At 55.3% G+C, this 24,662-nt stretch carries 22 protein-coding genes; 9 read left to right on the forward strand and 13 right to left on the reverse strand.

Annotation, left to right across the window (positions count from 1 at the left end):
* Positions 1-321: 321 nt before the first annotated feature.
* Positions 322-1,206: a carbohydrate ABC transporter permease gene (locus tag F1381_RS22245; protein WP_151737051.1), complete on the forward strand. Its 885-nt coding sequence runs from the start codon at positions 322-324 to the stop codon at positions 1,204-1,206.
* 145 nt (positions 1,207-1,351) lie between these two features.
* Here the strand turns inward: F1381_RS22245 and F1381_RS22250 are convergent, their stop codons facing one another.
* The 3 genes from F1381_RS22250 to F1381_RS22260 all read right to left on the reverse strand — a co-directional run bounded on the left by F1381_RS22250 (position 1,352) and on the right by F1381_RS22260 (position 5,655).
* Complete coding sequence (locus tag F1381_RS22250) at positions 1,352-2,491, reverse strand: hypothetical protein (protein ID WP_187355518.1); 1,140 nt, start codon at positions 2,489-2,491, stop codon at positions 1,352-1,354.
* A 353-nt stretch (positions 2,492-2,844) separates the two neighbouring features.
* Positions 2,845-5,088, reverse strand: coding sequence for an AraC family transcriptional regulator (locus tag F1381_RS22255; RefSeq protein ID WP_151737052.1), 2,244 nt, complete (start codon positions 5,086-5,088; stop codon positions 2,845-2,847).
* 150 nt (positions 5,089-5,238) lie between these two features.
* Positions 5,239-5,655 (reverse strand): MarR family winged helix-turn-helix transcriptional regulator, encoded by a 417-nt coding sequence (locus F1381_RS22260; protein WP_151737053.1) that lies wholly within the window; start codon positions 5,653-5,655, stop codon positions 5,239-5,241.
* Positions 5,656-5,788: 133 nt separating this feature from the next.
* Here F1381_RS22260 and F1381_RS22265 point away from each other — a divergent pair, with 133 nt between their 5' ends.
* Both F1381_RS22265 and F1381_RS22270 read left to right on the forward strand, forming a co-directional pair.
* Complete coding sequence (locus F1381_RS22265) at positions 5,789-6,259, forward strand: DUF2798 domain-containing protein (RefSeq protein WP_151737054.1); 471 nt, start codon at positions 5,789-5,791, stop codon at positions 6,257-6,259.
* Positions 6,260-6,334: 75 nt separating this feature from the next.
* Positions 6,335-6,703, forward strand: coding sequence for a hypothetical protein (locus F1381_RS22270; protein ID WP_151737055.1), 369 nt, complete (start codon positions 6,335-6,337; stop codon positions 6,701-6,703).
* Positions 6,704-6,815: 112 nt separating this feature from the next.
* On the opposite strand, the gene F1381_RS22275 is transcribed toward F1381_RS22270, so the two are convergent.
* A complete protein-coding gene (locus F1381_RS22275) occupies positions 6,816-7,619 on the reverse strand; it encodes a polysaccharide deacetylase family protein (protein WP_151737056.1) in 804 nt (267 codons plus the stop codon).
* A gap of 180 nt (positions 7,620-7,799) precedes the next feature.
* On the opposite strand from F1381_RS22275, the gene F1381_RS22280 reads away from it, so the two are divergent.
* On the forward strand, positions 7,800-8,255 hold the full coding sequence (locus F1381_RS22280) for a hypothetical protein (protein WP_246188155.1): 456 nt from the start codon (positions 7,800-7,802) through the stop codon (positions 8,253-8,255).
* A 173-nt stretch (positions 8,256-8,428) separates the two neighbouring features.
* Here F1381_RS22280 and F1381_RS29140 read toward each other — a convergent pair whose 3' ends face one another.
* Positions 8,429-8,650, reverse strand: a complete 222-nt coding sequence (locus F1381_RS29140; RefSeq protein WP_151737057.1) for a KGG domain-containing protein — start codon at positions 8,648-8,650, stop codon at positions 8,429-8,431.
* A 285-nt stretch (positions 8,651-8,935) separates the two neighbouring features.
* On the opposite strand from F1381_RS29140, the gene F1381_RS22290 reads away from it, so the two are divergent.
* The 4 genes from F1381_RS22290 to glpX all read left to right on the forward strand — a co-directional run bounded on the left by F1381_RS22290 (position 8,936) and on the right by glpX (position 12,207).
* Positions 8,936-9,436, forward strand: a complete 501-nt coding sequence (locus F1381_RS22290; protein WP_151737058.1) for a CarD family transcriptional regulator — start codon at positions 8,936-8,938, stop codon at positions 9,434-9,436.
* 261 nt (positions 9,437-9,697) lie between these two features.
* A complete protein-coding gene (locus F1381_RS22295) occupies positions 9,698-10,342 on the forward strand; it encodes a helix-turn-helix transcriptional regulator (protein WP_246188156.1) in 645 nt (214 codons plus the stop codon).
* A gap of 20 nt (positions 10,343-10,362) precedes the next feature.
* Positions 10,363-11,181 (forward strand): pyruvate, water dikinase regulatory protein, encoded by an 819-nt coding sequence (locus F1381_RS22300; protein ID WP_151737059.1) that lies wholly within the window; start codon positions 10,363-10,365, stop codon positions 11,179-11,181.
* Positions 11,182-11,211: 30 nt separating this feature from the next.
* Positions 11,212-12,207: a class II fructose-bisphosphatase gene (glpX, locus tag F1381_RS22305; protein ID WP_151737148.1), complete on the forward strand. Its 996-nt coding sequence runs from the start codon at positions 11,212-11,214 to the stop codon at positions 12,205-12,207.
* 489 nt (positions 12,208-12,696) lie between these two features.
* Here the strand turns inward: glpX and uxaC are convergent, their stop codons facing one another.
* Genes uxaC through uxuA form a run of 3 tightly spaced genes read right to left on the reverse strand, consistent with a single transcriptional unit; the run spans position 12,697 to position 16,816 of the window.
* Positions 12,697-14,109 carry a glucuronate isomerase gene (gene uxaC / locus F1381_RS22310; protein WP_151737060.1) on the reverse strand — a complete coding sequence of 471 codons (1,413 nt, stop codon included), beginning with the start codon at positions 14,107-14,109 and terminating at the stop codon, positions 12,697-12,699.
* Between the two features lie 16 nt (positions 14,110-14,125).
* A complete protein-coding gene (locus F1381_RS22315) occupies positions 14,126-15,739 on the reverse strand; it encodes a mannitol dehydrogenase family protein (protein WP_151737061.1) in 1,614 nt (537 codons plus the stop codon).
* Positions 15,740-16,816, reverse strand: coding sequence for a mannonate dehydratase (uxuA, locus tag F1381_RS22320; protein WP_151737062.1), 1,077 nt, complete (start codon positions 16,814-16,816; stop codon positions 15,740-15,742).
* A gap of 269 nt (positions 16,817-17,085) precedes the next feature.
* Here uxuA and F1381_RS22325 point away from each other — a divergent pair, with 269 nt between their 5' ends.
* Positions 17,086-17,739, forward strand: coding sequence for a GntR family transcriptional regulator (locus tag F1381_RS22325; RefSeq protein WP_151737063.1), 654 nt, complete (start codon positions 17,086-17,088; stop codon positions 17,737-17,739).
* Between the two features lie 22 nt (positions 17,740-17,761).
* Here the strand turns inward: F1381_RS22325 and F1381_RS22330 are convergent, their stop codons facing one another.
* The 5 genes from F1381_RS22330 to F1381_RS22350 form a co-directional block, all read right to left on the reverse strand.
* Complete coding sequence (locus F1381_RS22330) at positions 17,762-18,373, reverse strand: hypothetical protein (protein WP_151737064.1); 612 nt, start codon at positions 18,371-18,373, stop codon at positions 17,762-17,764.
* 475 nt (positions 18,374-18,848) lie between these two features.
* Entirely contained in the window at positions 18,849-21,035 is a 2,187-nt protein-coding gene (locus F1381_RS22335) for a beta-galactosidase (protein WP_187355519.1), read from the reverse strand.
* Between the two features lie 18 nt (positions 21,036-21,053).
* The gene (locus tag F1381_RS22340; RefSeq protein ID WP_151737066.1) at positions 21,054-22,736 is read right to left on the reverse strand and encodes an extracellular solute-binding protein; all 1,683 of its coding nucleotides are present in this window, start codon (positions 22,734-22,736) and stop codon (positions 21,054-21,056) included.
* A gap of 33 nt (positions 22,737-22,769) precedes the next feature.
* Positions 22,770-23,639, reverse strand: coding sequence for a carbohydrate ABC transporter permease (locus F1381_RS22345; RefSeq protein WP_151737067.1), 870 nt, complete (start codon positions 23,637-23,639; stop codon positions 22,770-22,772).
* 12 nt (positions 23,640-23,651) lie between these two features.
* On the reverse strand, positions 23,652-24,509 hold the full coding sequence (locus F1381_RS22350) for an ABC transporter permease (RefSeq protein WP_246188163.1): 858 nt from the start codon (positions 24,507-24,509) through the stop codon (positions 23,652-23,654).
* Between the last annotated feature and the right edge of the window lie 153 nt (positions 24,510-24,662).

Here is a 24,662-nt window from a genome sequence, read left to right on the forward strand (position 1 = left end):
CGGTGGTGCTTGAACCTCCATCGCGGCGACATTGGCTTGTTTCACGGGAATCGGCCTCCTTGAACGCGTTTCTTTACGGCTCAAGCTTAAGGCGCCCGTTAGGATTACGTATATAATCATTACTTACTATGGACTGACAATCCGCGCCGCTACGCGCTTTTGGCTGAAACGACCCCGTGCAGGGATACCGATCGTACCTGAAGAGCATGTCCGCCCGAACCCGCCAATTCTCCCGCCTGCAAAGCGATAGCTAATGATTATATACGGAATGAAATCCCCTTGATACATTGTCATTGAAACGATTACGAGGAGGATAACTGCATGGCGCAATCATCATTAAAAAAAGAAAGCATGGGCGGCAAACTGTTCACCATCGTCAATACCACCCTATTGGCTCTCATTGCTCTCATTTGTCTTTTGCCATTTGTCAACGTGTTTGCCAGTTCCTTTGCCACCACCCAGGAGATCGTCGAGAAGAAATTCGTCCTGTTCCCGACCACCTTCTCGCTGGATGCCTACCGCTTCATTCTATCCACGCCTACCCTCTTCCGCAGCCTGGGCGTGTCTATCGGCGTCACGATTGTAGGCACCGTCGTCAGCATGGTCCTGACCGCCCTGATGGCTTACGGCTTGTCGCGTAAATATTTGCTGGGCCGTGATTTCATTAACTTCGTGGTTGTCTTCTCTATGTTATTCAGCGGCGGCATGATCCCGACCTTCCTGGTGGTCAAATCGTTGTCGCTGATCGATTCCTACTGGTCGATGATTATACCGGTAGCGATCAACGCCTTTAACCTGATCATCATGCGCAACTTCTTCCAGGCGCTGCCTGAAGGGCTGGAGGAGTCGGCCAAGATTGACGGCTCAAACGATTTCGGCGTCTTTCTCAAAATCATGCTGCCGCTGGCGCTGCCCTCCATTGCGACCCTGTCGCTGTTCTACGGCGTCGCGTACTGGAACACGTATATGAACGCCATCCTGTACATCAACGATTCCGTCAAATGGCCGATCCAGGTGCTGCTGCGCCAGATCGTTATCGTCTCCAGCGGGATGCAGGGCGACAATACCTCGGTCGACATCATTCCGCCGGCCCAGACGATCAAAATGGCGGTCATCGTGGTTGCGACTGTGCCGATGCTGCTCGCTTACCCGTTCGTGCAAAAGCATTTCACCAAAGGGGCGATGCTCGGCGCCGTTAAGGGCTGACAGGCCCATCTCTCTGCCGCAGGAGCAAGTATTAAGGGCCATCCCTTGCGGAATGGCCCTTTTGAAGTATCGTTACTTTTTCTTAACAGGTATCCAGATCTTACCCTGCGTAGTCCCGGTCTTCATCACCTTGTATACTGGCCCATCAGTCTGCTGCCTTGATTTGTTGTGTGGCATACATGCCTTCCTCCCAAACCTTGCCGTTAGACAAGTGATATTCCCTTTCCACCGACCCATCTATTCGGGTATAGCTGAGCATAAAGACCTGGCCGGTATCGATCAGCATCGGGTATTCACTGTAAGGAAGAAAGTTATCCACCAGAGGCAGCTCTTTGACATCCTCATAGGCGCCTTCCAATCGCCAGAATTCCCGGTAGGCATAATCCTTGAACCCGGTTAAATCCTGCTTCCCAAAATACGATGCCGGATATTCCTTGCCTTGTAACGTGATGCTATCCACTCTGGAGGGCTCGATATCTTTAATCATCCAGCTTAAGTCCTCCGAATAAAGGTTGTCACCGTAGTGTTCCTTTAATTGATTGGCCATACAAGGGATCGATTGGGTGTCATAATCCAGCCCGTCAAGCGCGGTATGTGCCGAGCCGTAAATGCCCATGACGCTCTCGCCGGCCAGCTTTTCAAATTCGCGGATAAAGTTCTCCGTCATCTTGTTCTCCCGGTATACTCCATCATCTTTGATGTAGAAATATCGGCCTTGGTTGATCGATTCCTTCGTTAAAGTATACTCCTCCGATTCTGTCAGATCGTGTGTGCCAAGGTAAGATAAGAAGCGGCTCCCGGTGGTATCATGCTGATGCCCGACGTCTGTGCCGTGGAAAATCGTCTCGGGACACTCGCTTTTTATCTTTTTGTAAAACGCCTTGATATATGGATTTTGACTAAGGGTTCCCTCCCAGTCCTCATAAATCTCCTCCAGAATATCGTCATTGTCCGACTGCATCCACAGGTTCAAATATTCAGCGGTAAAATAGGGCAGCTCGACGAATAAGTGCCTCATACCCTCATTATGGTAGTAATCAGACCACAATTCATATTCCTTATCTAAAATCTTGGATACGCCATGGGCTTCACCGTACAGATAAATGCTGCCGGATGCTTGCGTCACCACAGGCGTTTCTTCGGGTGGCTGTTCAAACTTATCTGCGGAAGAATTGCTGCAGGCTGCCAGGCTGCCGGTTATAAGCACAACGATCAAGGCAAGCAGCAAAGGGTGGGCAAGCAGTATTTTGGCCTTGGTTAAGCTGGGGGATTGATTATCATTCATAAGCTAGGAACAACCCTTCATATTGATGTATAAATCCAAATTCAGGTATTCTCTAGCTTAGGAGGGATTTCCTGCTACTTTTTAAACTTATAATTGAATTTCACATCCATCAAAAGGAAGCCTTGTCAAATCCACAGGATCCGGCAGCTTTGGCCAGTAATTCCCGGCTTACCATACGAAGCCTCCACCACATAAAGTATCGTTTACCCCCTTGCTCTCGCTCATATTGATATTATCAAATCTGGAACCCTCCAGATTAATGTTGCAGAATCTTGTTTTGTTCATATCGGTCTGCTCTCTACTGCATCGACTGATATTCCGAGGAAATCACTAATTTCCTTTATGCTTTTCCCTTACCTCTCCTGCTTCATCGCCCGGTAGGCGCCCGGTGTAACATGCTCCTTCTTGCGGAAGGAGCGGATGAAATTCTGCGGATTGTGGTATTGCAGCCGCTCGCCGATCTCCTTGATCGTCATGTCGCTTTCCACCAGCCATTTCTTGGCCATCTCCAACCGGTAGCCCATCACATATTCGCTGAAGGTCATGCCGAACTCTTTCTTGAAGATGCTGCTTAAATAGTTCGGGCTGTAATGCAGCCGTTCGCCGATCATCTCCAGCGACAGCTCCTGGTCGTATTCGGTACGCACGATGTTGGCAATCTGGTCCGCAAGGCCGCGGAACTGGCGGGTCGTCTTCTCCTTCATGGAGGCGACCATCGGCTGGATGACCTCCTTGACCAGAATACGCTCAATTTCTTCGGGATTGCGGATATCGAGCAGCCGGTGGTACAGCGCATAATTATCCTGTGTCAGCAGTACCTCCACGCCGATCAGCTGCTCCAGCTGAATCAGGTTGTTCACGAAGCGGATTAGCGTCACCTCGAAATTCAGCGGGTTCTTGCCATGCTTCATCATCTCGCCAAGCAGCGGATAGAGGGAACGCGACACCTGCTCCTCATCCCCTAACCGGATAGCGTCAAAGAGCTGCGATTCCAGCTCTGACGGATAATGCAGCAGCACCGGTCCGGAAATCACCTGCGAAATATCCTCGTAAAAGAGGATCGACTCCTTCCCCAGATGCAGCCGGTGATGCAGCGCCTCCTTACTCATCTCGCAGGCTTCCTTGCTGCCGCTTAAGTCTGTATAGAAGCTGCTGATGCCAACGCTGACCGACAGATTAAGCAGCTCCCTTACGGTCTTAATGATCCGCTTGGCATCCTCAAGCACCTGCTTGCGGTTGTCCTGCTCCACATCTCCGTCGAAGATCAGAATGGTCGCCTGCGTCCGGTCGTTCAGCAGCACCGGAATCATCCGCCGCGAAGCGGGAATCAGCTCCTCTGCCAGCTTGTTGACGGCGACAAGCAGCAGGTCCTTGTCGCTGGCCTGTCTGTCGCCGTAGTTATCCAGCTGAATCAGCATGGTCGCATAGCAGGCGTGCGCGGCAAGCGAATAGCCGAACCGCGTCATGTTATGCTCCAGTTCCTCTGCCGGGATACGGCCGCGGAACAAATTCAGGATGAACTGGGTTTCCAGCTGCGGCAGCTCCGACTCCAGCAGCCCTTCCAGGCTTTGCTTCTCGGACAGAATATGGTCGATGGAGGTAATAATCCAGTCAATTTCGTCCTTGGGGGCCGGCTGTCCGTCAGCGGAGAGCTTGCGCTGAATCTTCTGGATCCGCTTGGTGAAATGCTGGGCGATACCGTACGCTACCACGACAATCAGCAGCGTAATCAGGACAATCATCATAATCAGACCGAAGCGTGTAGTTTTCAGTGCATCGGCGATCTCTGTCTGGTCCAGCAGCGTAACATAGGTCCAGTTGTTATAGGAGGATTTCGCATAAATCGCTTTAACGTTCTTGCTGCCGGGGTCATCCAGGGACAGAATTCCCGGCTCACCCGATCCGCCCGCCGCTCCGGTGATGTCCTGCAGCTGCCCTGCGGTCAGCAGTCCTTGGGCCGAAGCCGATTCGTACAGCAGCTCGCCCTGGCGGTTCAGCAGAATCACCGGAATATTGTCTTCCGTCTGCAGGATGCGCTGCAGTGCCTTGAGCGATATATCGGACAGGGCGATCGCCTGCTTACGCTGCGAGAACACCGGCAGCGTGTTCACCATCCGGATGCCGTCCTCCGTCTTGATCCAGAACAGCGAGCGTTTCTGATCGTCAATGTAATGATCGTGCAGCAGATCCCGCTCCTCCTCCGTCAAATGCGAGAGCCGCCCGTTGGCGATCTGCCAGTTCTGCTCCAGACTGATCAGCGAGTACGCCACCCCGTCCACGCCAAGTGAAGCGATATAATTGAGCTGGGTATTGACGTTGCGGTAAGCCTGAAAGTCGGATACCGTGATCGGATTCTTGATGACATCGCTGAAGGAGCTGGTCGTGCTGTACGTATTGAAGGCATACTCGATCGTTTCGATTTTCTGCTCCAGCGTATTTTTGACCTGTGTAATCAGGCTCTGCTTGCCGACGGCCACCCGGTCAACCACCGAACGGTTCGTCGTGAAATAGATGTAGCTGCCGAAGCTGATCACAAGCCCCACGCCAAGGACAAGAATCGGGATGAAAATCTTGTAGAACATTCTGCCTTTTCTCATTGGCTAAACTCCTTCAATATTGGAATCATTCCAATTATAGCGTTTTCACAAATTGGAGTTCAACCATTTTTCACACGTGTGCACAGTTTGTATGAACTGCCGGAACGGCAAGCCGTCACCCGCACTATCGGATTCCGGCAGTTCCCGTCCTCACAGCCAGTCCTCGGCCAGCAGCCGCTTCAGCGACTCCACCCGTTCCGCCCCCAGCTTCTCCGCAATGTTCCGTTCGATATCCTGCTTGCACTCCAGCAGCTTCCGGCTAGTCTCCAGCCCTTTGGAGGTAAGGGCAATATGCTTGTCGCGTCCGTTGCCGGCGGCCTGGGCAATCTCAGCATATCCTTCGGCCAGCAGGCCGTTCACGCATTTCTGCGCACCTTGGCGGGAGATATTGATCATGCGGCTGATCGCCGAAATCGACAATGTGCCGTGCAGCTCCAATTTGGCGATGACGTGGGTCTCGGTATGGTTCAGCGGGTTGCCGCTGTTCTCATCGAGCTTGTCCCGGAGCGCCTTATGCTTCTCGCTCAATAAATCGATTAGATTAAGCTCATGGAAATAATCTTTCATGTGAACCCTCCAGGTAAAATGAATATGTAGACACAGCCTTCGCAATAAATTGTCAACCAAGTTGACAATAAAGACGGCCGCTGCTATTATAAGTGAAGTTTTACAATCACCGTTAGGGGAGAGGAGTTAACTTATGGGCAGAAACAAAAAGGAAGCACTTATCTTCACTTCAATTATGTGTGTATTTATGGTCTTCGGGATGAGCGTATATAACGTCGTCATATTTAGCGGCCTGACCCGCTCCCTGCTCGGCGACGTACTGTCCACCCTGCTGCCGGCGCTGGCTGTGGCTTTGGTATGCGATATCTTCATTGTCGGTAAACTGGCCAAGGGGGCTGCAGGCAAATGGCTCAAGCCGGATGCTCCTGTCATCCGGAAGGTACTGACGATCTCCTGCCTCATGGTCTGCGGCATGGTGCTCTGCATGTCTCTATATGGGACACTAGCACATTACGGATTGGCCGGCAACTTTATCAGCCACTATCTGACCACTGCAGGTCTCAACTTCATCTGCGCTTTGCCGCTGCAGCTGCTGATCGTCGGTCCGCTGACACGGTTCCTGTTCACAAAGCTGTTCCCGCCGGATCCGGCCATCTCACATTAAGACTCTGCGTGCTTGGAGAGCGAAGGGGCGGGGTAATGGGTATTATTACCACCACCCATGAAAGGACGTGACACCATGTTCAGCAAAAGAGATGCGCTCTCTCTCCTTGCCCTAATTGCGGCTTTAATTCTTGTCAATGTGTTCGGCAATACGCTTGAATCCCATCTTTGGCCCCGGTTTACGCTGCTGGCCAACTGTATTCTAGTCCAGGGGATGTTCCTCACGCTGCTCGGCCTGTTCCGCAACAGCGCGAGCCGCACTCCCTCCATCGCTCTCATTCTGCTCTCCCTGCTGACGGGCTTCATCTCGTTCGTAATCATCTTCAACTCGCGGATCGACTCACTGAATCAAGTGCTTGTTCTGGTCCTGCAGGTCATCATCACCTACACGGAAGCCAGCCTGCTGCGCAGAGAACGGAACCGCGACCGGGACAAACAGATTTGAATCCGGAGGCAAGACTTGTGTCCCGGCGGGAATTAAAATATCCATCTATAGACAAGACCCGGATACCATTTACGCTGGTTCCGGGCCTTTGTATGTTCTGGGACATAGTCTTTTAGACTTCAATCCGCTGCACTGTCCCGGCCGGGATACGCAGCGGCTCCCCGTTGACGGAAATCCAGACATCCATCGCCGAGGGATTGCCTGCAAGAGTCCGGTCGGCGCTGAAGTACAGGGACCGGAGCGCAGTAACATAGTCATAGATTTCGATATTCGTGGCATACCAGACATCTTCTCTGCCGCCCGCCCGGGCACAGAATGCTTCGATCAGCTCCCAGTTGTCCTGATGGGCGAATTCATAGCTGTGACCCCAGACGTAGCACAGGCTCAGGCTGTGGGACAGCGGCTGGCTGATGAAGCGTTCCCATATCTGCTCAAGCCCGTCGTTGTGATGACATGTAGGATGCCACTTCATGAAGTCAGCGGGGACGCCGAAATACCCCGTCGCATGGACGGTCCGGCTGTACACCAGTCCCACGGAGCGCAGCACCGGAATCAGTTCCTCAGCGTATGAACCGAAGGGATAGGACATCCCTCTCACCGGGTAACCGGCCACCTGCTCCAGCGCCTTGCGGTCTTCCAGCATTTCATGAACGGCCAGCGGAGCCGGCAGCTGCTCCAGATGCGGGTGGGAGACGGAATGGGCTGACACCTCATGTCCGGCCAGAACCTTATGGACCTCCTCTTTGCTCAAGAATCCCTCCCGGCCGAGGTTGCCGCTGTTTAAATGAAAGGTTCCTTTAATTCCATGTTTGTCCATGATGCCGGCCAGCCGGATATCATGAATTTGCCCGTCATCATAGCTCAGCGTCAGCGCTTTAGGTAATCCGCCAGGGAACAAATTGAGTTGCAAATGCATGGGTTCACTCTCCATCATTTAGTTCCGGTAATGAGCCTTCCGGTAATATATAGGGATTCTGCGGCCCTGCCGGGATTCCTTTTTTCACAAAATTGCAATTATATTTTCATGAGAACTATGGAAATAGACTTATTTTCGAATTAATATAAGGAAAACCATTCTTCCGAAAAGGCGGGAACCTTGCTGAACACCTATAACTTCAGACAAACTGTTAAGGACCTGCTGGATCGTTCGGCCAATGGCGTTGCAGTCAAGTATGAGCCGCGGTTTCCGGGAGGCCGGCTGGTTGGCGGCAAATATCAGATGAGCACCCACACGGTATACTTATATATAGAAGAAATTATCCGCCAATGCCGGCTGATGTTCGGCTCTACCGGCAGGCTGCAGGAGTACTTCGCCGTGATTATGGCCCACGAGCTGGGTCACTCCGCAGATGCCGAGCTGGAAAGCCTGGCGGACCGGCTAGATGAACCGCTGACAGCCCGGGAACGGGCGGAAATTCAGCTGCGCATCGAGGAGAACGCCTGGGCCTATGCGGCAGCGCTGCTGCCGGAGATCGAGCCCGCCTTTATGCAGCGCATCATCGATGAATCGCTGGCAGCCTACCGGCGGCGGCTGGAATCCCATATTGCCTGAGGGGATGCTTTATGCTGAGCAGGACCGGTTCGTACACTTTTATTTATACTATCTTATGTATGTGATCTGACTTCAGATTCGGGGGACCACCCGGGTTATTGTAATATAAGGTCAGGCCCCTTTACGGGGTCTGACCTTATTCTTTAGTTGATTATAAGCTTATTGCGTTTGTTTTAATTGTCACGTTGACGGGCACGGGCCTCGCCGCCCTTGCGGCCTGCTTCCTCACGGCTCATTTTACCGTCGTTGTTGCCGCCGTTTGAGCCGCGGGCTTCGCCGCCCTTCTCACCGATTTCCTGATAGAACTCGCGGTCATGATTTCTTGATGTTGCTTCTCCACCCTTGCGGCCGGCTTCTTCGCGGCTCATCTTCCCATTCTGGTTGTTCTGTGCCATTTTGAATTCCTCCTTAAGGTTATGAGATATCGTGTTGCCCTATATTCTTAAACTTGTCTCCCGGAATGAAACATCGCCTGCTGTAAAATAATTTCCTGCTGCCGGACACCTTACCCGCTTGAATCGCATGGCTATGCGGCTTCCGCGGACAGGGGGCTTGACAGGCATGTGGTATAATTATTTTTGTCAGCCGGACCAATCCCGGCACTGTAATTGGATGTCTGCTGTTAGTAGTTTTGGTCACAATACACGGTAGTGATTAATAAATAACCAGGGAGGTAGACAATGCTGGTAACTGGAGACGAAGTGTTTTATCCGAATCATGGAGCAGGTTGTGTAAAGGATGTGGAGACCCTGCAAATCACGGGATCACCGCAGGAATATTATAAAATCTTCATTGCATCGAACAGCCTGAGCTTATACGTGCCCACTAATGAAGCCCGCAGAATGGGCCTGCGCAAGCTGTCCTCGCCGCAGCAGCTGGAAGAGGCCCGGCAGCACTTTTTCGCCGGTTCGGCCAAGCTGCCTATGAACAGTACAGAACGTAAAACCATGCTGAAGGATAAACTGCATTCCGGCACTGCAGCTGATTTGTATGAAATATTAAGAGATATGGTCTGCAGCAAAGGGCATGACACAAAGTTAACGGCCGACGACAAGCATGTGATGGAGCATACCTTACATCTCTTGAGCAGCGAGCTGATGATGGTCCGCAACATTTCGCTGGCCGAAGCCGAGCAGCTGCTGAAAAAAGACATGGAAGTCCGTTCTGCAAGCATGGGCTGATACATCCCCCCCTTCCTCACCGGTCAGCGGTTTGGCGGGGGCTTTTTTATGCCTTGGCGGCTCCCAAATCAAGCATTAATCTGGAGATAAATTTATTTATGACGTACTATATGTTGCAATGAGCATATTTATTGCGTATTATATAATCAAGTTAGGTACATTATTCCAAACACAGCATGCAGAAAGGGGGATCATGACCCAGGCGCTGTTCCATCTCTGGAAGGCCACCCTGCAAAGTACCCGTGAAAGTGGAGGATTTACGTGATTGAACTGACATCGCGTCAACTGCTGATTATCGAAATCGTCAAGAAACATGCACCCATCACCGGCGAGCAGATCGCCGAACAACTGAATCTGACGCGGCCCACCATCCGCTCCGACCTGTCGGTGCTGGTCATGCTGGAATATATTGACGCGAAGCCCAAGGTCGGCTATTTTCCCGGCAAGAAAGCGGCGCAGCGGCTGGGCAGCGGACAAGTGCTGCTGGAAACTACGGTTGCGGCAATCCAGAGTACGCCGATCATCGTCCGCGAGACGGCGACGATCCAGGATGCCGTGGTCACCCTGTTCCTGCAGGACGTCGGAACACTGATTATCTGCGATGAGGCCGGCAGCCTCGCCGGCGTTGCGTCCCGCAAGGATTTTCTGAAGGTGACGCTCGGCAATCCCGCCGCAGTCACGATGCCGGTAAGCATGGTGATGACCCGCAGATCGAAGGTCGTTACCGTCTCGCCGGAGGACACGGTGCTGGATGCCGCGCATAAGATGATTTTTCATGAAGTGGACAGCCTGCCGGTCATCACTCCGGATGCTGCCGAGGACAACGGCTTCCGGCAGGAAGTGACCGGGCGGCTGACCAAGACCGCCATTATCAAGCTGCTGCTTGAACTCGAAGCCAAAGGCTAACAGGGAGGAAACTGAAGGGCATGGAGCCATCTTCTCACTTCATCACCATCGTCTCCGATTCCATCGGCGATACGGCCGAGGCTGTAGTAAAGGCCGTTATTCATCAATTCCAGAACCGCCCGGTCACCCTCCGCAGATACGGCAATGTCAGGCAGGAGGAGGAGCTGCGCAAGCTGATGGAGGAAACCGCCAGGCTGCACGGCTTCGTAGCCTACACGCTGGTGCAGCCGGAGCTGCGGGAGGTGATCCGCGAGGAAGCCGTGCGGCTTGACCTGCGGATCGTCGATCTGATGGGCCCGATGATGCAGGCCTTCATCGATACCTTCGACGGGTCGCCGACAGCGCGGCCGGGACTTCTGCATCAGCTCGACGAGAGCTATTTCCGGCGCATCGAGGCGATTGAATTCACTGTCGCCTCCGATGACGGCCGGGACCTCGGGGCGCTGCTCAAGGCGGATATCGTACTGCTCGGCATGTCGCGCACCTCCAAGACGCCGCTCGGCATCTTCCTTGCCCACCGCGGCAAGAAGGTGGTCAATGTTCCGGTCGTTCCGGAGATGGCCCCGCCGCCGCAGCTGTTCAGCCTGCCGCATAGCCGCCTGTTCGGACTGACCATGAAGCCGGAGACGATGCTGAAGATCCGCTCCGAGCGGCTGCGTATGCTCGGGCTGCCCGAAGGCTCGCAGTATGCCAGCCTTGAACGCATCTGCGAGGAGACGGAATATGCGGCTGCGCTGTATGCGAGGCTCGGCTGCCCCGTCATTGACATTACGAACAAAGCCATTGAGGAAACCGCCGGCATCATTATGGGCTATATCGCCGATTCGCAGGAAAGCTGAATAGAATTCAAACACATGGAGGGAAAACCTATGGAACGAGAGTTGGCACTGGAAATCGTACGGGTGACGGAACTGGGCGCATTATCCGCGGCACGCTGGATCGGCCGCGGTGACAAGATGGCGGCGGATGATGCAGCGACAACGGCCATCCGTTCCATGTTTGATTCCGTCTCCATCGACGGAACCGTCGTTATCGGCGAAGGTGAAATGGATGAGGCGCCGATGCTCTACATCGGCGAGCGGGTCGGCAACAGGAACGGCCCGGCCGTCGATGTTGCCGTCGATCCGCTGGAAGGTACGGAGGTAGTGGCGCTGGGGCTGCACAATGCCCAGTCCGTCATCGCCATCGCTGACCGCGGCAGCCTGCTGCATGCGCCGGACATCTACATGGAGAAGCTGGCCTGCGGGCCGGAGCTGGCCGGCAGGCTGCGGCTGGAGGACGATCCCGAGGCGACGGTGCGCAAGGCGGCAATGATCACCGGCAAGGCGCTCTCGGAGCTGACCGTCCTCGTGCTGGACCGCAGCCGCCACGAGCAGCTGATCGCCACCCTGCGGCGGCTGGGCGTTCGCATCCGGCTGCTCGGCCACGGCGACGTGGCCGGCGCCATTGCCGCCGCGCTGCCGGACAGCGGCGTCGACTTGTACATGGGCTCCGGCGGTGCGCCGGAGGGCGTGCTGGCCGCGGCTGCCCTGCGCTGCCTCGGCGGCGAGCTGCAGGGCCGGCTGCTGCCGGAGGGCCCGTTCGAGATGCAGCGCTGCCTGATGATGGGCCTCGACCATCCGATGCGCGTGCTCTCGATGGCCGACATGGTAGGCACCGGCGACGTCATCTTCGCCGCCACCGGCGTCACCTCCGGAGAATTCCTCAGCGGCGTGCGTATGCTCGCCAAGGACCGCGCCGAGACGCATTCCGTCATCATGCGGGCCAGCAGCCGCACGATCCGCTACATCCGCAGCATCCACTACCTGCCCGGCAAGGAGATTCCGGAAGGCATGGCGCAGCGGATGAATGCGGCATCGCAATAGGTTCCATACGCATTCCGTTGTTATCCCGAACCAAGAGGACCGGTCTGGCTATGCCTGCCGGTCCTCTATCTTTTATGTTGGCCTCTCCGCAGCTCATCGCCGTGCCAATTAACGAAAGGACCTTCATTTATCTGGCAGATGCAGAATAGAGGTAAAATCTACCTCTATTCTCCGTATTGTCCGCTCCACAGGAAAATAGAGGTAAAACATTCCTCTAATTTCACAGAAACAGCCTATATGGCTTAGAACCAGCATGATTAGAGGCAGGGAATGCCACTAATATCACTTAAATGGAACTCGTCTTGAAATTAGAGGTAGAAAATCCCTCTATTTGGGCTTTGGCCTGTTCCAGTGGAGAACACGAGCGGGTTGATCCAAAAAAACCGTTCCCGCGCAGCTTCAATCTGCGCAGAAACGGTTAACTCCGTATCCGCCCTGTCAGCGCACCGGACTAACCTTCATTAACTCCGGATAAGCTTGGAGCTGTCCTTACCCGCCAACGGGCAATCCGAAATAACGCTCCGCATTATGATGGCAAATATCCTGCACGATCCCGCCGAGCAGCGGAAGGTCGCGCGGCGCCTCGCCGCTCTCCACCCAGCCCCCGAGCAGGTTGCACAGAATCCGCCGGAAATACTCATGCCGCGTGTAGGACAGGAACGACCGCGAATCGGTCAGCATGCCGACGAAGCAGCTCAGAAGCCCCAGGTTGGACAGGGAGGTCAACTGCTTCAGCATGCCGTCCTTCTGGTCGTTGTACCACCAGCCGGAGCCGAACTGCACCTTGCCTTTGATGCCGCCTTCCTGGAAGGAGCCGGCCATCGCGGCCAGCACATCGTTGTGCACCGCGTTGAGCGTGTACAGGATCGTCTTCGGCAGCTCGCCGCTGCGCTCCAGCCCGTCCAGCAGCCGGGACAGCGGCTGGGCAAAGCTGCCGTCCCCGATAATGTCGAAGCCGGTGTCCGGGCCAAGCTCGCGGAACCGCCGCGAATTCGGGTTCCGCAGCGCCCCAATGTGCAGCTGCATCGCCCAGCCGAGGGACGCATACTTACGCCCCAGCGCCAGGAACAGCGCGGTGGTGTACTGGTCGGCTTCCTGCCGGGTCAGACAGCCGCCGCCCAGCCGTTTGGCGAAGATCGCCTCCAGCTCAGCCTCGTTCGCTTCAGCATAAGGCACATATGTAAACGCATGGTCGGAGATCATGCAGCCATGGGAAGCGAAATAGGCCACACGCTCCAGCAGAACGCGTTCCATTGCCGCATACGAATCAATACGGCAGCCGGCAGCCTGCTCCAATACGGCGACATAGTCCGCGAAGTCCGGCGCTTCAATCTGCAGCGCCTTGTCCGGCCGGAAGGTCGGCGTCACTCCAGTGCCGAAATTCTCCAGCGCTGCAATACGCTTATGGTAGCGCAGATCGTCCGCCGGATCGTCCGTGGTGCAGATCCACTGCACGCCCGAGCGCCCGATCAGCCCCCGCGCCGAGAAGCCTTCTCCGGCAAGCAGCCGGTTGCAGTGCTCATAAATGTCGCGCCAGTTGCCGGGATGGAGCTGCTCTTCCACGCCGAAGTATGTCTTCAGCTCCAGCGCCGACCAGTGATACAGCGGGTTGCCGACCGTGTAAGGCAGCACCCCGCTCCACTTGGCGAACTTCTCTTCATCCGTCGCGTCGCCGGTGATATACCGTTCTTCCACGCCGAAGGTCCGCAGCGCGCGCCATTTATAATGGTCTCCGCCCAGCCACAGCTCCGTAATGCTGCGGAAGCGCCGGTCCTCGGCGATGGCCTGCGGGTCGAGGTGACAGTGATAATCAATAATCGGCAGCGCCTTGGCGTAGTCGTGATACAAGCTGCGGGCCGCCTCCGACTGCAGCAGGAAATCCTCATGGATCAAAGGCTTCATTTTCAGTCGTCCCCTTCTAATTCAGAACCTTCTCCAGCGTCCGGCGCACCGCGCCCGGGCCGGCCAGCATCTCATGGAACATGCCCTCGATCTTCACGCCGAGGCCGATGTCGTACAGCTTCACGCCGAACAGCTGCTCATCGCTGAGAATAGCCCTTACATTGGACGAGGTGTCGCCCAGAGCTACACCCGACAGGCGGCTCTGCAGCGATTCCAGCAGAGGGTCCGGGCTGAGCGTGAAGGCTTCTCCTTCGTCGTTCACGCCGAGCAGATACCGGCACCAGGCAGCAATCGCCAGCGGAATCGCCGTCAGCTGCGCCGGATCAAGGTCCTCGCGGCGGACATAGGATTTGATCGTCTCCCCGAAGCGGATGCCCACCTTCTGCGAGGTGTCGGTCGCGATCCGCTGCGGCGTATCGGGAATGAACGGATTGGCGAAGCGCTCCTTAAGCACTTCATCCAGGAATTGCTTCGGACTGAGAATGCCCGGGTCAACGACCACCGGCAGCCCTTCCTTGTAGCCGATCACCTCCACCATACGGCGCAGGGTGTCGTCCTTCATCTCGTCGGCAATCAGGGTATAGCCGAGCAGACAGCCGGTAACGGCCAGCGCCGTATGCAGCGGGTTGAGGCAGGTCGTCACCTTCATCGTCTCCACCTTATTGACCGTATCGCGGTCCGTGAAGATAATGCCCGCTTCCTCCAGCGCCGGGCGGCCGTTCGTGAACTTGTCTTCGATGACCAGGTATTCGCTGATCTCCGCGTTGACGAACGGCGCGGTGTACGTATTCTTCGAGGTAACGATGACGTCCATTTCGCCGATGCCCTGCTTCAATAATTCCGCCTGCACCGTCTCTGACGGGCGGGGGGTGATCTTGTCGATCATCGACAGCGGGAAGGCGATCTTGCTTTCATCCTCCAGGTAGTCCACGAAGCCCGCTTCCACATGGCCTTGAGCCGCCCACTCCTTGGCAATGGTAACGACACCGTTCTTCAGCTTGTCGCCATTGTGAGAGCAATTATCCATGCTGACAAAGGTCATCGGATACTGCCCCTTGAGATACCTGCGGTAAGCAAGCGAAGCCACCACGCCCATGGCATGCACCGTATGCTCCGGCCCTCCGGCAATATCCTTCTCGACGATGCCGAGATAGGAGCCGTCCGGTCCGGTCAGCGCGTAGCCTTTTTCCGTAATCGTAAAGCTCGCCATCTGGAGACTCGGATTCTCGAAGACTTCGATCAGCCGCTTGTAATCCTCTTCCCGGCCTTTATCGGCGGCGGTGAGGCCCTCCACAATGCTGCTGACAACCGTCTTCTGAAACTCGCCGCGCGCGTTCATCAGCACCAGCAGGGTCAGATTGTCATACGGCTTGTAGACCTTGTCAATCATCTCGAAGTCGAACGTCTCTGCCGCAATAATCCCCGTCTCCGCCTTGCCGCTGTCCAGCAGCTGCTGATGGGCCCTGGCCACGAATCCGCGAAAAATATTCCCCGCCCCAAAGTGAATCCACTCCGGCTTCGCCAGCGTATTCTGTGCCACCCGGGCATGGTCGAACTGCGGAAGCTCTACACCCGCCGCCTGCCACGCCGCCGTCTCGTTTACGATACTGCTTCTCGTCAGGCGCAGCATTTATTTCGCCTCCTTGGCATTGTCCAGGCTGTCCCACACACCCAGCAGGTACATAATGCCCATGGCCCGGTCATACAGACCGTAGCCCGGACGGCAGTTCTTCTCCTCGCCCCACAGATGGCGGCCATGGTCCGGACGGACATAACCGGTGAAACCGTTCTCATGATAGGCTTTTACAACCTCGGCTACATCAACGCTGCCGTCGCGGCCGCGGTGTGATACCTCAATAAAGTCGCCGTTCTCGAATACCTTCACATTGCGGATATGGGCAAAATGAATCCGGTCATGGAACTCGCGGATCATCGCCGGCAGATCGTTCTCCGGATTTGTGCCGAGCGAGCCGGTGCAGAAGGTCAGGCCGTTGTATGGGCTGGGCACGCTGTCGAGCATGCGGCGGATGGTGTCGCGGCTGCGGATAATGCGCGGCAGGCCGAAGATCGGCCAGGCCGGGTCGTCGGGATGGATTGCCATTTTGATATCTACTTCTTCACAGACCGGAATGATCCGCTCCAGAAAATATTTCAGATTCTCGAACAGCTTATCTTCCGTTACGTCGGCATAGGCTGCGAACAGCTCATCCAGCTTCGCCAGCCGCTCCGGCTCCCAGCCCGGCATCGTAAACTGCCCTGCGCCCTGCAGGATGCGGTCAACCATTTCACGCGGATTATCGGTAATGGCAGCCTTTTCATAAAAGAGGGCGTTCGATCCGTCCGGCAGCGGATGGTACAGATCGGTCCGCGTCCAGTCGAATACCGGCATGAAGTTGTAACAAATGACCTTTACGCCAACTTTGGCCAGCTTGCGGATGGTGTCGATATAAATATCGATATATTTATCACGGGTCGGCAGGCCGATCTTGATATCATCATGAACGTTGACGCTCTCCACCACAGCCGTGCTGAAGCCTTTGGCGGTGATTTGATCCGCAACCTCCTGAATCCGTTCCATCTCCCACACTTCACCGGCCACCTTGTCATGCAGCGACCAGACGATGCCCATTACGCCCGGCACCTGCCGGATATGATCCAGCGTGATGTTGTCGTTCCCTTCCCCGTACCATCTCCACGTCATGTTCATTTGATTGATTTAACCCTCCCATGTGTTGTTCTCAATAATCTTGTATACAAGATTTCCTTGATCATAATTTAGGTCTGCCATTCTTGTCAACAACCTTTAGTACGTGAAAATATTCCTTTAATCGCCCATACTTACGGACTCATCAGCCGCGGATTTCTTCCATTCATCTTTCTATTTATGTATACTAGTTAGAAATGCACAACCGGATTATCCGTATCTGTTAACGGACCTCGGCGTTCCATCCATCTTAACGTATTGGAGCAAACGACATGTCGATCAAAGAACAAATTATGGCCTCGCTGAAGCATGAAATCCGCAATTTAACGCTAAAGCCCGGCACCATCCTGAGCGAGACGGTCTTGTCCGAACGCTTTCAGCTCTCGCGGACACCGCTGCGCGATGTGCTGAAGCAGCTGGCGCTGGAGTCCTATATCGATGTCTATCCCAAGAAGGGCAACCTCGTCTCCTTCATCGACCTGGAATCGGTGGAGCAGATAATTTATTTGCGCAGTGTGCTGGAGAAGGAAATTATCAAGAGCCTGGCGGGCAAGCTGGCCCTCAAGGGCACGCTTGAACTGAAGGAGATTCTGGAGAAACAGCAAAACGCCATCGGCCGGGAGGATGCGCTGGAGCATTTTCTCACCTGGGATGACGCCTTTCATCAGACGATCTTCAAGCTGGCGGGCCGCGAATTTCTGTGGAATCTGATCCAGCAGTCGAACGTACACTATGAACGCTACCGCCGCCTTCACATGCTGAAGCAGGAGAAGCTGGAAGAGATCGTGCAGGAGCACCGCTATATCCTCGATTACCTGCTGAACCAGGAAAGCGGCAGAATCGAGGAGCTGATCCACCACCATCTGCGCGAAGATATTAACTCGCTGTACCTGCAGGAGAATTTTGCGGAGTATATTAAGAGCTGATGCGGATAACTGTAAGAAATTACTATCCATGTAATATGTCCGATAGCTTTTGATATATGAATTGAAGGTTTTCGTTGATATCTTTCAGGTAACTGTTAACGGTTAGTATACTTGAGTTATTCACGACACCTTGAGCATTTTGAAACAGGTTATATAGCGTCAAGTCTGTGGTTGAAGAGACGCTTGTCTGCGGATCCATCTTGGTTAATAGATTATTGATTTCATCCTTTTCGATGTCAGTCCAATTGTTCTCGAAAGAGCCGGACCGCGTAATTTCTAACAGCGTACCCGTAACTTTTGTCAGCAGTTCCACGGACTTACCGGCCTCCGAGGACATTTCATCATTTGTTTTATCCAGGATGCTTGTCATATCCGAAGTTAAATATTCATATACAGAGCTGTTATCAAATGAAAAAGAGTAGCCCTTGCTTACTGACTTTATTTCATTCATGGTGGTCTCTGCGCTGAAAATAGATCTTAGATAGGATATATGAGATTTGATCCTTCCTGCGTAATTGTAAGGCAAAGCGTAGTCATCCTGACGCTCCTGTTCCATATTCCTGTCAGCAGCACAAGCTGTCGTCAAAGCGAATCCCAGTATTAAGACTATTAAGGCCGCGCGTTTCTTTGTCATAGTACCTCCACGATTATTTTTGGAACAATTATACACTAATACCATCTAGTTTTGTTTAACTGACGGATTAGATGCTTTCAGGACAGCACGCCAAGCTCTATGTAGTTGGAAAATCGCCACTTAATTTCACCACTATCGAGATAATTGCAGACTTAGTTGGATAAACGCCACTTAATCCGGGTGAAAGTGAACGGTCATGCTAATATCGTTCGAAATAAGTAGCGATAATCGAACTAGTCCGCTGGAATCGGTAAGAATAGCAAGATTAGTGTGCCAAAATCGAACTATTCCCATGGAACGCTGAAATTCCTATGGGGGGGTAAGTTGTGACTATGGAAGTGTGCAGACTTCCGGCCGCTGTCAGCCTCCGGGCATCAACGCTGACTCCGCATCCGCACAGCAAACAACAAGCTGACCCTCCGGAGCACCGGAAGACCAGCTTGTTTGCATTATCGATGGTTTCTGCTGCGTATACTCAGAATCCCGTCTTGGGAATCTCGACGGGCTCGCGGCCGTACGGCTGCCGCACTCCGGTTCTGACTTCATACATGGCGCTGTGCGCCTCGCGCATCGCCTCTGCCAGCTCTGGATAGAGGCGGCTACAGACGTCGACGGCGCCGATCTGGTAGTTCTCCCCGTCGAACCGGCCCAGCAGCGGCTGGTCGTTCCACTGGAAGTAATGCACGCCGATCAGCTCCGGGATCGCTGCCGCCTGCTCGACATAATAGCGGTAAGCGCCTCCCCGTTCGGCGCCCGTGGCCACGGCCTTGATGCCATATGCCGGGAGGCCGGCGTCAGCCGAGCCGAAATGGAACTCGCCGATCATCACCGGCCGCCCCAGTCTGGCAGATATTCCGGCCATGTGCCGGCGGTCGGGCTTCCACTGGTAGCTGTTCAGGGAGAACACATCGAACCATTCGCAGCCCTCCAGCACGGCATCGCTGGCCACCCAGGCATACCGCATGCCAAGATTAAGGTGATGCGGGTCGATCTCCTTGCAGCAGCGGGCCGGGACTTCCACATACCGGCGGATCATCATCCGGTTGAACTGGTCGCAATCCGCCGCCCACGCGGGAGATTCGCCGCCGCCAACTGACGCCTTCTGCGGCTGATACAGCTCCTCCCAATCGGCGTACCGACTGTTCCAGGCCGCATTCAGCGCTGCCACATCGCCGTACTTCTCCTGCAGCCAGGCGACCAGCCGCTCCTTCGAAGCGTAACGCGCGGGGCGCTTCAGCATCTCCCCCGTCAGATTGAGGCTGTCGACGAAGGCCCATTGCGGCTCGTTACGCATGAAGTAACCGACCAGCCGCCGGTCTTCGCGGAGCGATTCAAGCTGCCGGGCGAATCGCTCCGCCGCTTCCGCATATTCCGGATGGAACACATCCGGGAAATCGCGGAAGATCGTCTCTTGCGTCTCCGGAAATCCCTGCAGCGGCAGCACATAGGGAAGACTCGATGACGCAATGAACTGCGGATCGGACCAGTTGCCGACCGTGTTGATTCCGAGCGAGTACAGCCGCCGCTCGGTTAAGACCTGCCAATCCTCCCGCCAGGAGGCTCCGAAGGCGGTAATCAGATTGGCGGTCGCCGGGCAGAACTCCGCACCGTCCCGCCTCCAGGCATCCCCATACCCGTCCTCCGGTGCCGGGAGGGCGGGGAGCAGATGCTTCATGCCCCTGACATGCATCGGCGAGGAGGGACCAACGCAGTCCATCCCGGCGCTGAACAGCGCATACCCTTCCGGGTCGGCGAACCACCAGCGCCCGTCTGCCTGCTCCGTCCGGAAATATCCGGTCGCCGCAAACTGCAGCCCCTTCCAGCCACCGTAGCGGCCATACTCCCCGGACCCGGGCTCGGGTCCGGCTTCACCACGCGGCACTCCAGTAGCCGCCCGCTCTTCCCGGGGCATCTCGGCTATAGTCCCGGCCACGAACTCGGGTCCGGCTTCAGCTCCACCACACAGCACTCCACCCGCCGCCCGCTCTTCTCGCACCCTGCTAGTCATTGCCCCGGACCCACTCCCAGCCCCGGCTCCACCACACGGACCCGCCGCCCGCTCTTCCCGCAGCCGCGCGGTCATCTCCGCGCGGCTGCGCGTCTTCCCTACCCATTCCCGCCCCGTCCATTGCCCGAGGCTGTCGATGAGCGGCTGCCTCGCACACTCATCGGCCTCATATTCAAACACCGGCTCCTCCATCCCGAGCGTCCACGCCGTCAGAAGGAATTCGCGCTCCGCCGTGGACGGCGGCGTACTGATCAGGACCCCGCTCAGCCGGGTCCGGTCAACCGACGCGTCGCCGCGCATCACCGACTGCAGCACGCCCGGATAGCGGTCCAGAAACAGCCGACCGCCTTCCAGCGCCTGCAGCGGCAGGCAGAGCCGGGTCGGAACCTCCGGCAGAACTCCGAAGTGAACGGACACCTCGCGGCCAAGCGCATCGCGGAAGGTAAAGATTAGCACAAGCACATCATGCAAGCTGTGCGAGACCATCGCGGACATATACCGAGCGTTCCGCCAGGCCGAGGAAGCGGCCTCATCCAGCCGCAGCGCGGCACTTCCGCCTTGTGCAGACGCCTTCATCCACAGGGAGCCTGCACCCTCTTTTTCCATAGACAGCTGCACCCCGGCCTCCGGCTTCATCTCCTTAGTATCAATCATCATCTGCAGCCGCCCCGCTTACTTCAGGCCCATCTGCGACATGAAATCCACTTTATTGGCGTCAGCATACCATTCGTTGACTTCTTTGGTGATTTGCTCGCCGCCTTTGTCATGCCACTGCTTGACGAAATCGTCATACGCTTCCAGCGGCTCGTCGCTGTAGATGATCTTCGTAAAGACTTCTTTCTCCATTGTCGTCAATTGGGCCCAGGAATTCTGCATCGTCTTGGTCGGCGGACCATTGAAGGCGCTCGGCAGCAGCACGTCGCTGTTCTCATACGAAATGACGTAGCCTTCCTTCATCGTCTGATCGAGCGCATTCGAACGCATCAGCACGCCGTTGTCCATGGACGCGCCGTTCGCCAGATCATAGAATGATTTGCCGGCACCGTCTACGCTTGGCGTATTCTTGGTAAATGCCATCTTGCCGACACCCTGGACTTCCGTAAGCGGTGTGTTGAACCGGGTCGGATCAAAGGTCACTTCTTCGTTCACAATGTCGTAATCGTAGCCTTGCGCATAGCCGTAGGTGAAATCGCCGGTGCCGAAAGCGGCATCATAGAGCTTGTCGTAGTAGAGGAAGAAGGCCTCCATGTTGTTGAAATCCTTGTTGAACATGAACACGCCGTCGTTAAGCTGACCGCTCTGATACGTCTTGTCGCCGTCGACACCGTTAATCGTCGGATAAACTTTGATGACCGCGCCTGCCACATTCTTCTCAACATCCTTAACGCTGCCGTACAGCCACGGCCTTCCGACAATGATGCCCGCTTTGCCCTCGGTGAAATCCGCCAGCGCATCCCATGCACCCTGGGTCGCCAGCTCCTTGTTCAGATAGCCCTTGGAGTACCAGTCGCGCAGCTTCGCCAGAGCCTCCTTATTGCCGTCGGCCACCGAGCCATACGACAGCGTGCCGTTCTCCTCAAGCCAGGAACCCGGCAGATGCTTGCCCGTGTACGCGCTGAAGATCATCACCGGATCACTGACCCAGCCGGTATTGTAGGAGTCCTTGCCCGAGAACGTGAAGCCGTACGTATCCGGTTTACCGTTTCCGTCGGGGTCCTGCTCCGTAAAGGCGGCGATGACCTGCTCGAATTCTTCAATCGTGGTCGGCGCCTTCAGGTTCAGCTTATCGAGCCAGTCCTGGCGGATCAGCATCACTTCGCCTTCCGTCAGATTGGGCGCAATCGCCATCCCGTATACTTTGCCGTCGCTGACCACCGGATTGAAGGTCGTCGGGAATTGCTTATAAATGTCCTTGAGCCGCTCCGGCATATAGTTCTTGATATCTTCGCCGATTTCTTTCACCTGGCCGGACTGAATCAGGTCGCTCGCCAGCGCGGTATCGTAGACGGGCACGACATCGGGCAGCTTCTCGGAGCCGGTCAAGGCCAGACGCAGCTTGGTATTATACTGGCTGGCATCGCCGCCGAGCAGAGTGGTCTGAATATCGATTCCGAGGTTCTCTTTGCCCCAGCGGGTCAGCACGTTGTCGTTCAGACTCTCCCCTTCCAGATATTTGCCGGCGTTCTCATCCTGCTGCTTGGCGATGGTAATGGTAATCGGGGGATCATATTTCCCGTCCTTCAGAGTAGCCTGCGCTGCGGAGCTCCCTTCCGTCTTCGCCTCATCTCCGCCGCAACCGGCCAGCATTCCGGATAACAGGAGGATAGCGGACAGTGCAATGCTTGCTTTTTTCATGATAGTCTCCCCTTCGCTATTGTGGTTTGGATTTTATTCCTTAACGGCACCCAGCACAATCCCTTTTACAAAATACCGCTGCAAAAAAGGATACACGAGAATAATCGGCAGGGTGGAGATGAAAATCTGTGCGGCTTTCAGGCTCTTTTCGGATAAAGCGGCCGCTTCCGAGGCGCTTAGCGCCATGCTTTGCGCATTGCTCTGGACGACTACCGTCTGCAGGAACGAAGCCAGCGGGTATTTGTTGGTATCGGACATGTATAGAATACCATCAAACCAGGAGTTCCAATGGCCGACCATGATGAACAGTCCGACCGTCGCCAGCCCCGGAAGCGAGAGCGGCAGATAGATTTTGCGGAAAATCCCGAAGAAGCTCGCCCCGTCGATAAACGCCGCCTCCTCCAGCGCCTTGGGAATCGTCTTGAAGAAGTTCATGATCAGAATCAAATTGTAAGCGCCGAAGGCGCCGGGCAGGACAAGCGACCAGAGCGTATCCTTAAGCCCGAGGGTGGTGATCAGAATATAGGAGGGAATCAATCCCCCGGAAAACAGCATCGTGAACACGAAAATCCACATCAGCGCATTGCGCCCGCGAAACTCCTTGGACAGCGCATAGCCTGCCGTTGTAATCACAAACATGCTGATGGCTGTTCCGAGTACGGTCCGCGTGACGGAGATCAGCATGGAGCCGGTGAAGTTGGAGTTACTGAACGTTTTGCGGTACGAATCGGTGTTGAATTCGACCGGCCAGAACGTGACCAGATTGCCGTTGACCGCCGACTTGCTGCTGAAGGACTGGGCCAGCAGATGGAGCAGGGGCAGAAAACAGGACAAGGCGACCAGAATCAGAAAGATATAGTTGAACACGGCGAATACTTTGTAGCCTCCGGTTTTGTGGTACATGTTCCTCCCCCTCTAGAAGATTTTATAGTTGGCCAGCTTGTAGGCGATGCGGTATGAGATCACGATCAGAACCAGGCTGATTCCCGATTTAAACAGGCCAACCGCTGTCCCGAAGCCGTATTGGCCGTTCAGCAGCGAGGAGCGGTAGACATACGTGTCGATAATATCTCCCGTGCTGTACACCAGCGGGTTATACAGGTTGAAGATTTGGTCGAACCCGGCGTCCAGAATACTGCCCAGGCTCAGGGTGGCGATGACGATAATCATAGGCAGCATGCTGGGCAAGGTCACATGGCGGATTTGCTGCCGCCGGGTGGCGCCGTCGATCTCAGCCGCCTCGTAGTAGGATGGATCGATACCCGTAATCGTGGCCAGGTAGACGATCATGCTGAAGCCGAAGTTTTTCCACAGATCACTGATAATAACGGTAGGCCGGAACAGCTCCGGGTCCCCCAGGAAGAAGATCGGCTTCGTTCCGAACACGCTGGCGAGAAAATGATTAATCCCCCCGTCCAGGCCCAGAATGTCGATCATCATACCGGCCACAGTAACCCAGGACAGGAAGTGCGGCAGATAGACCAGCGTCTGGATGCTCTTCTTCACCCCGACGTTACGGATCTCACTGAGCAGGATCGCCATAAAGATCGGCACAATGATACCGATTACAATTTTGCAGTCCGCAATGATCAATGTGTTGATAATCGCCTGGGTCGACTCTTCATACTGGAAGATGCGTGCGAAGTTATCCATTCCGATCCACGCCGACCCCGTCATGCCGAGCCACGGCTTGTAATCCTGAAAGGCCATGACCAGCCCGGCCATCGGACCGTAAGCAAAAATCAGTACAAAGACAAGCGCGGGCAGGCACATCAGGTACAGCGGCCAGCTTTTGCGGATTTCCTTGCCCCACGGATTACGCAGCGGCTGCTCCAGCTTCTCCGGCCTTTCCGGCTTCTCCCGGGCGATGGGGTTTCCAAGTAGTTGCGCCATTTTTCCTTTCCCCCTTTTCTCCAAGAAGCATTT

It is taken from the genome of Paenibacillus tengchongensis (assembly GCF_008973665.1).
In the GTDB taxonomy this organism is placed as follows: domain Bacteria; phylum Bacillota; class Bacilli; order Paenibacillales; family Paenibacillaceae; genus Paenibacillus_AQ; species Paenibacillus_AQ tengchongensis.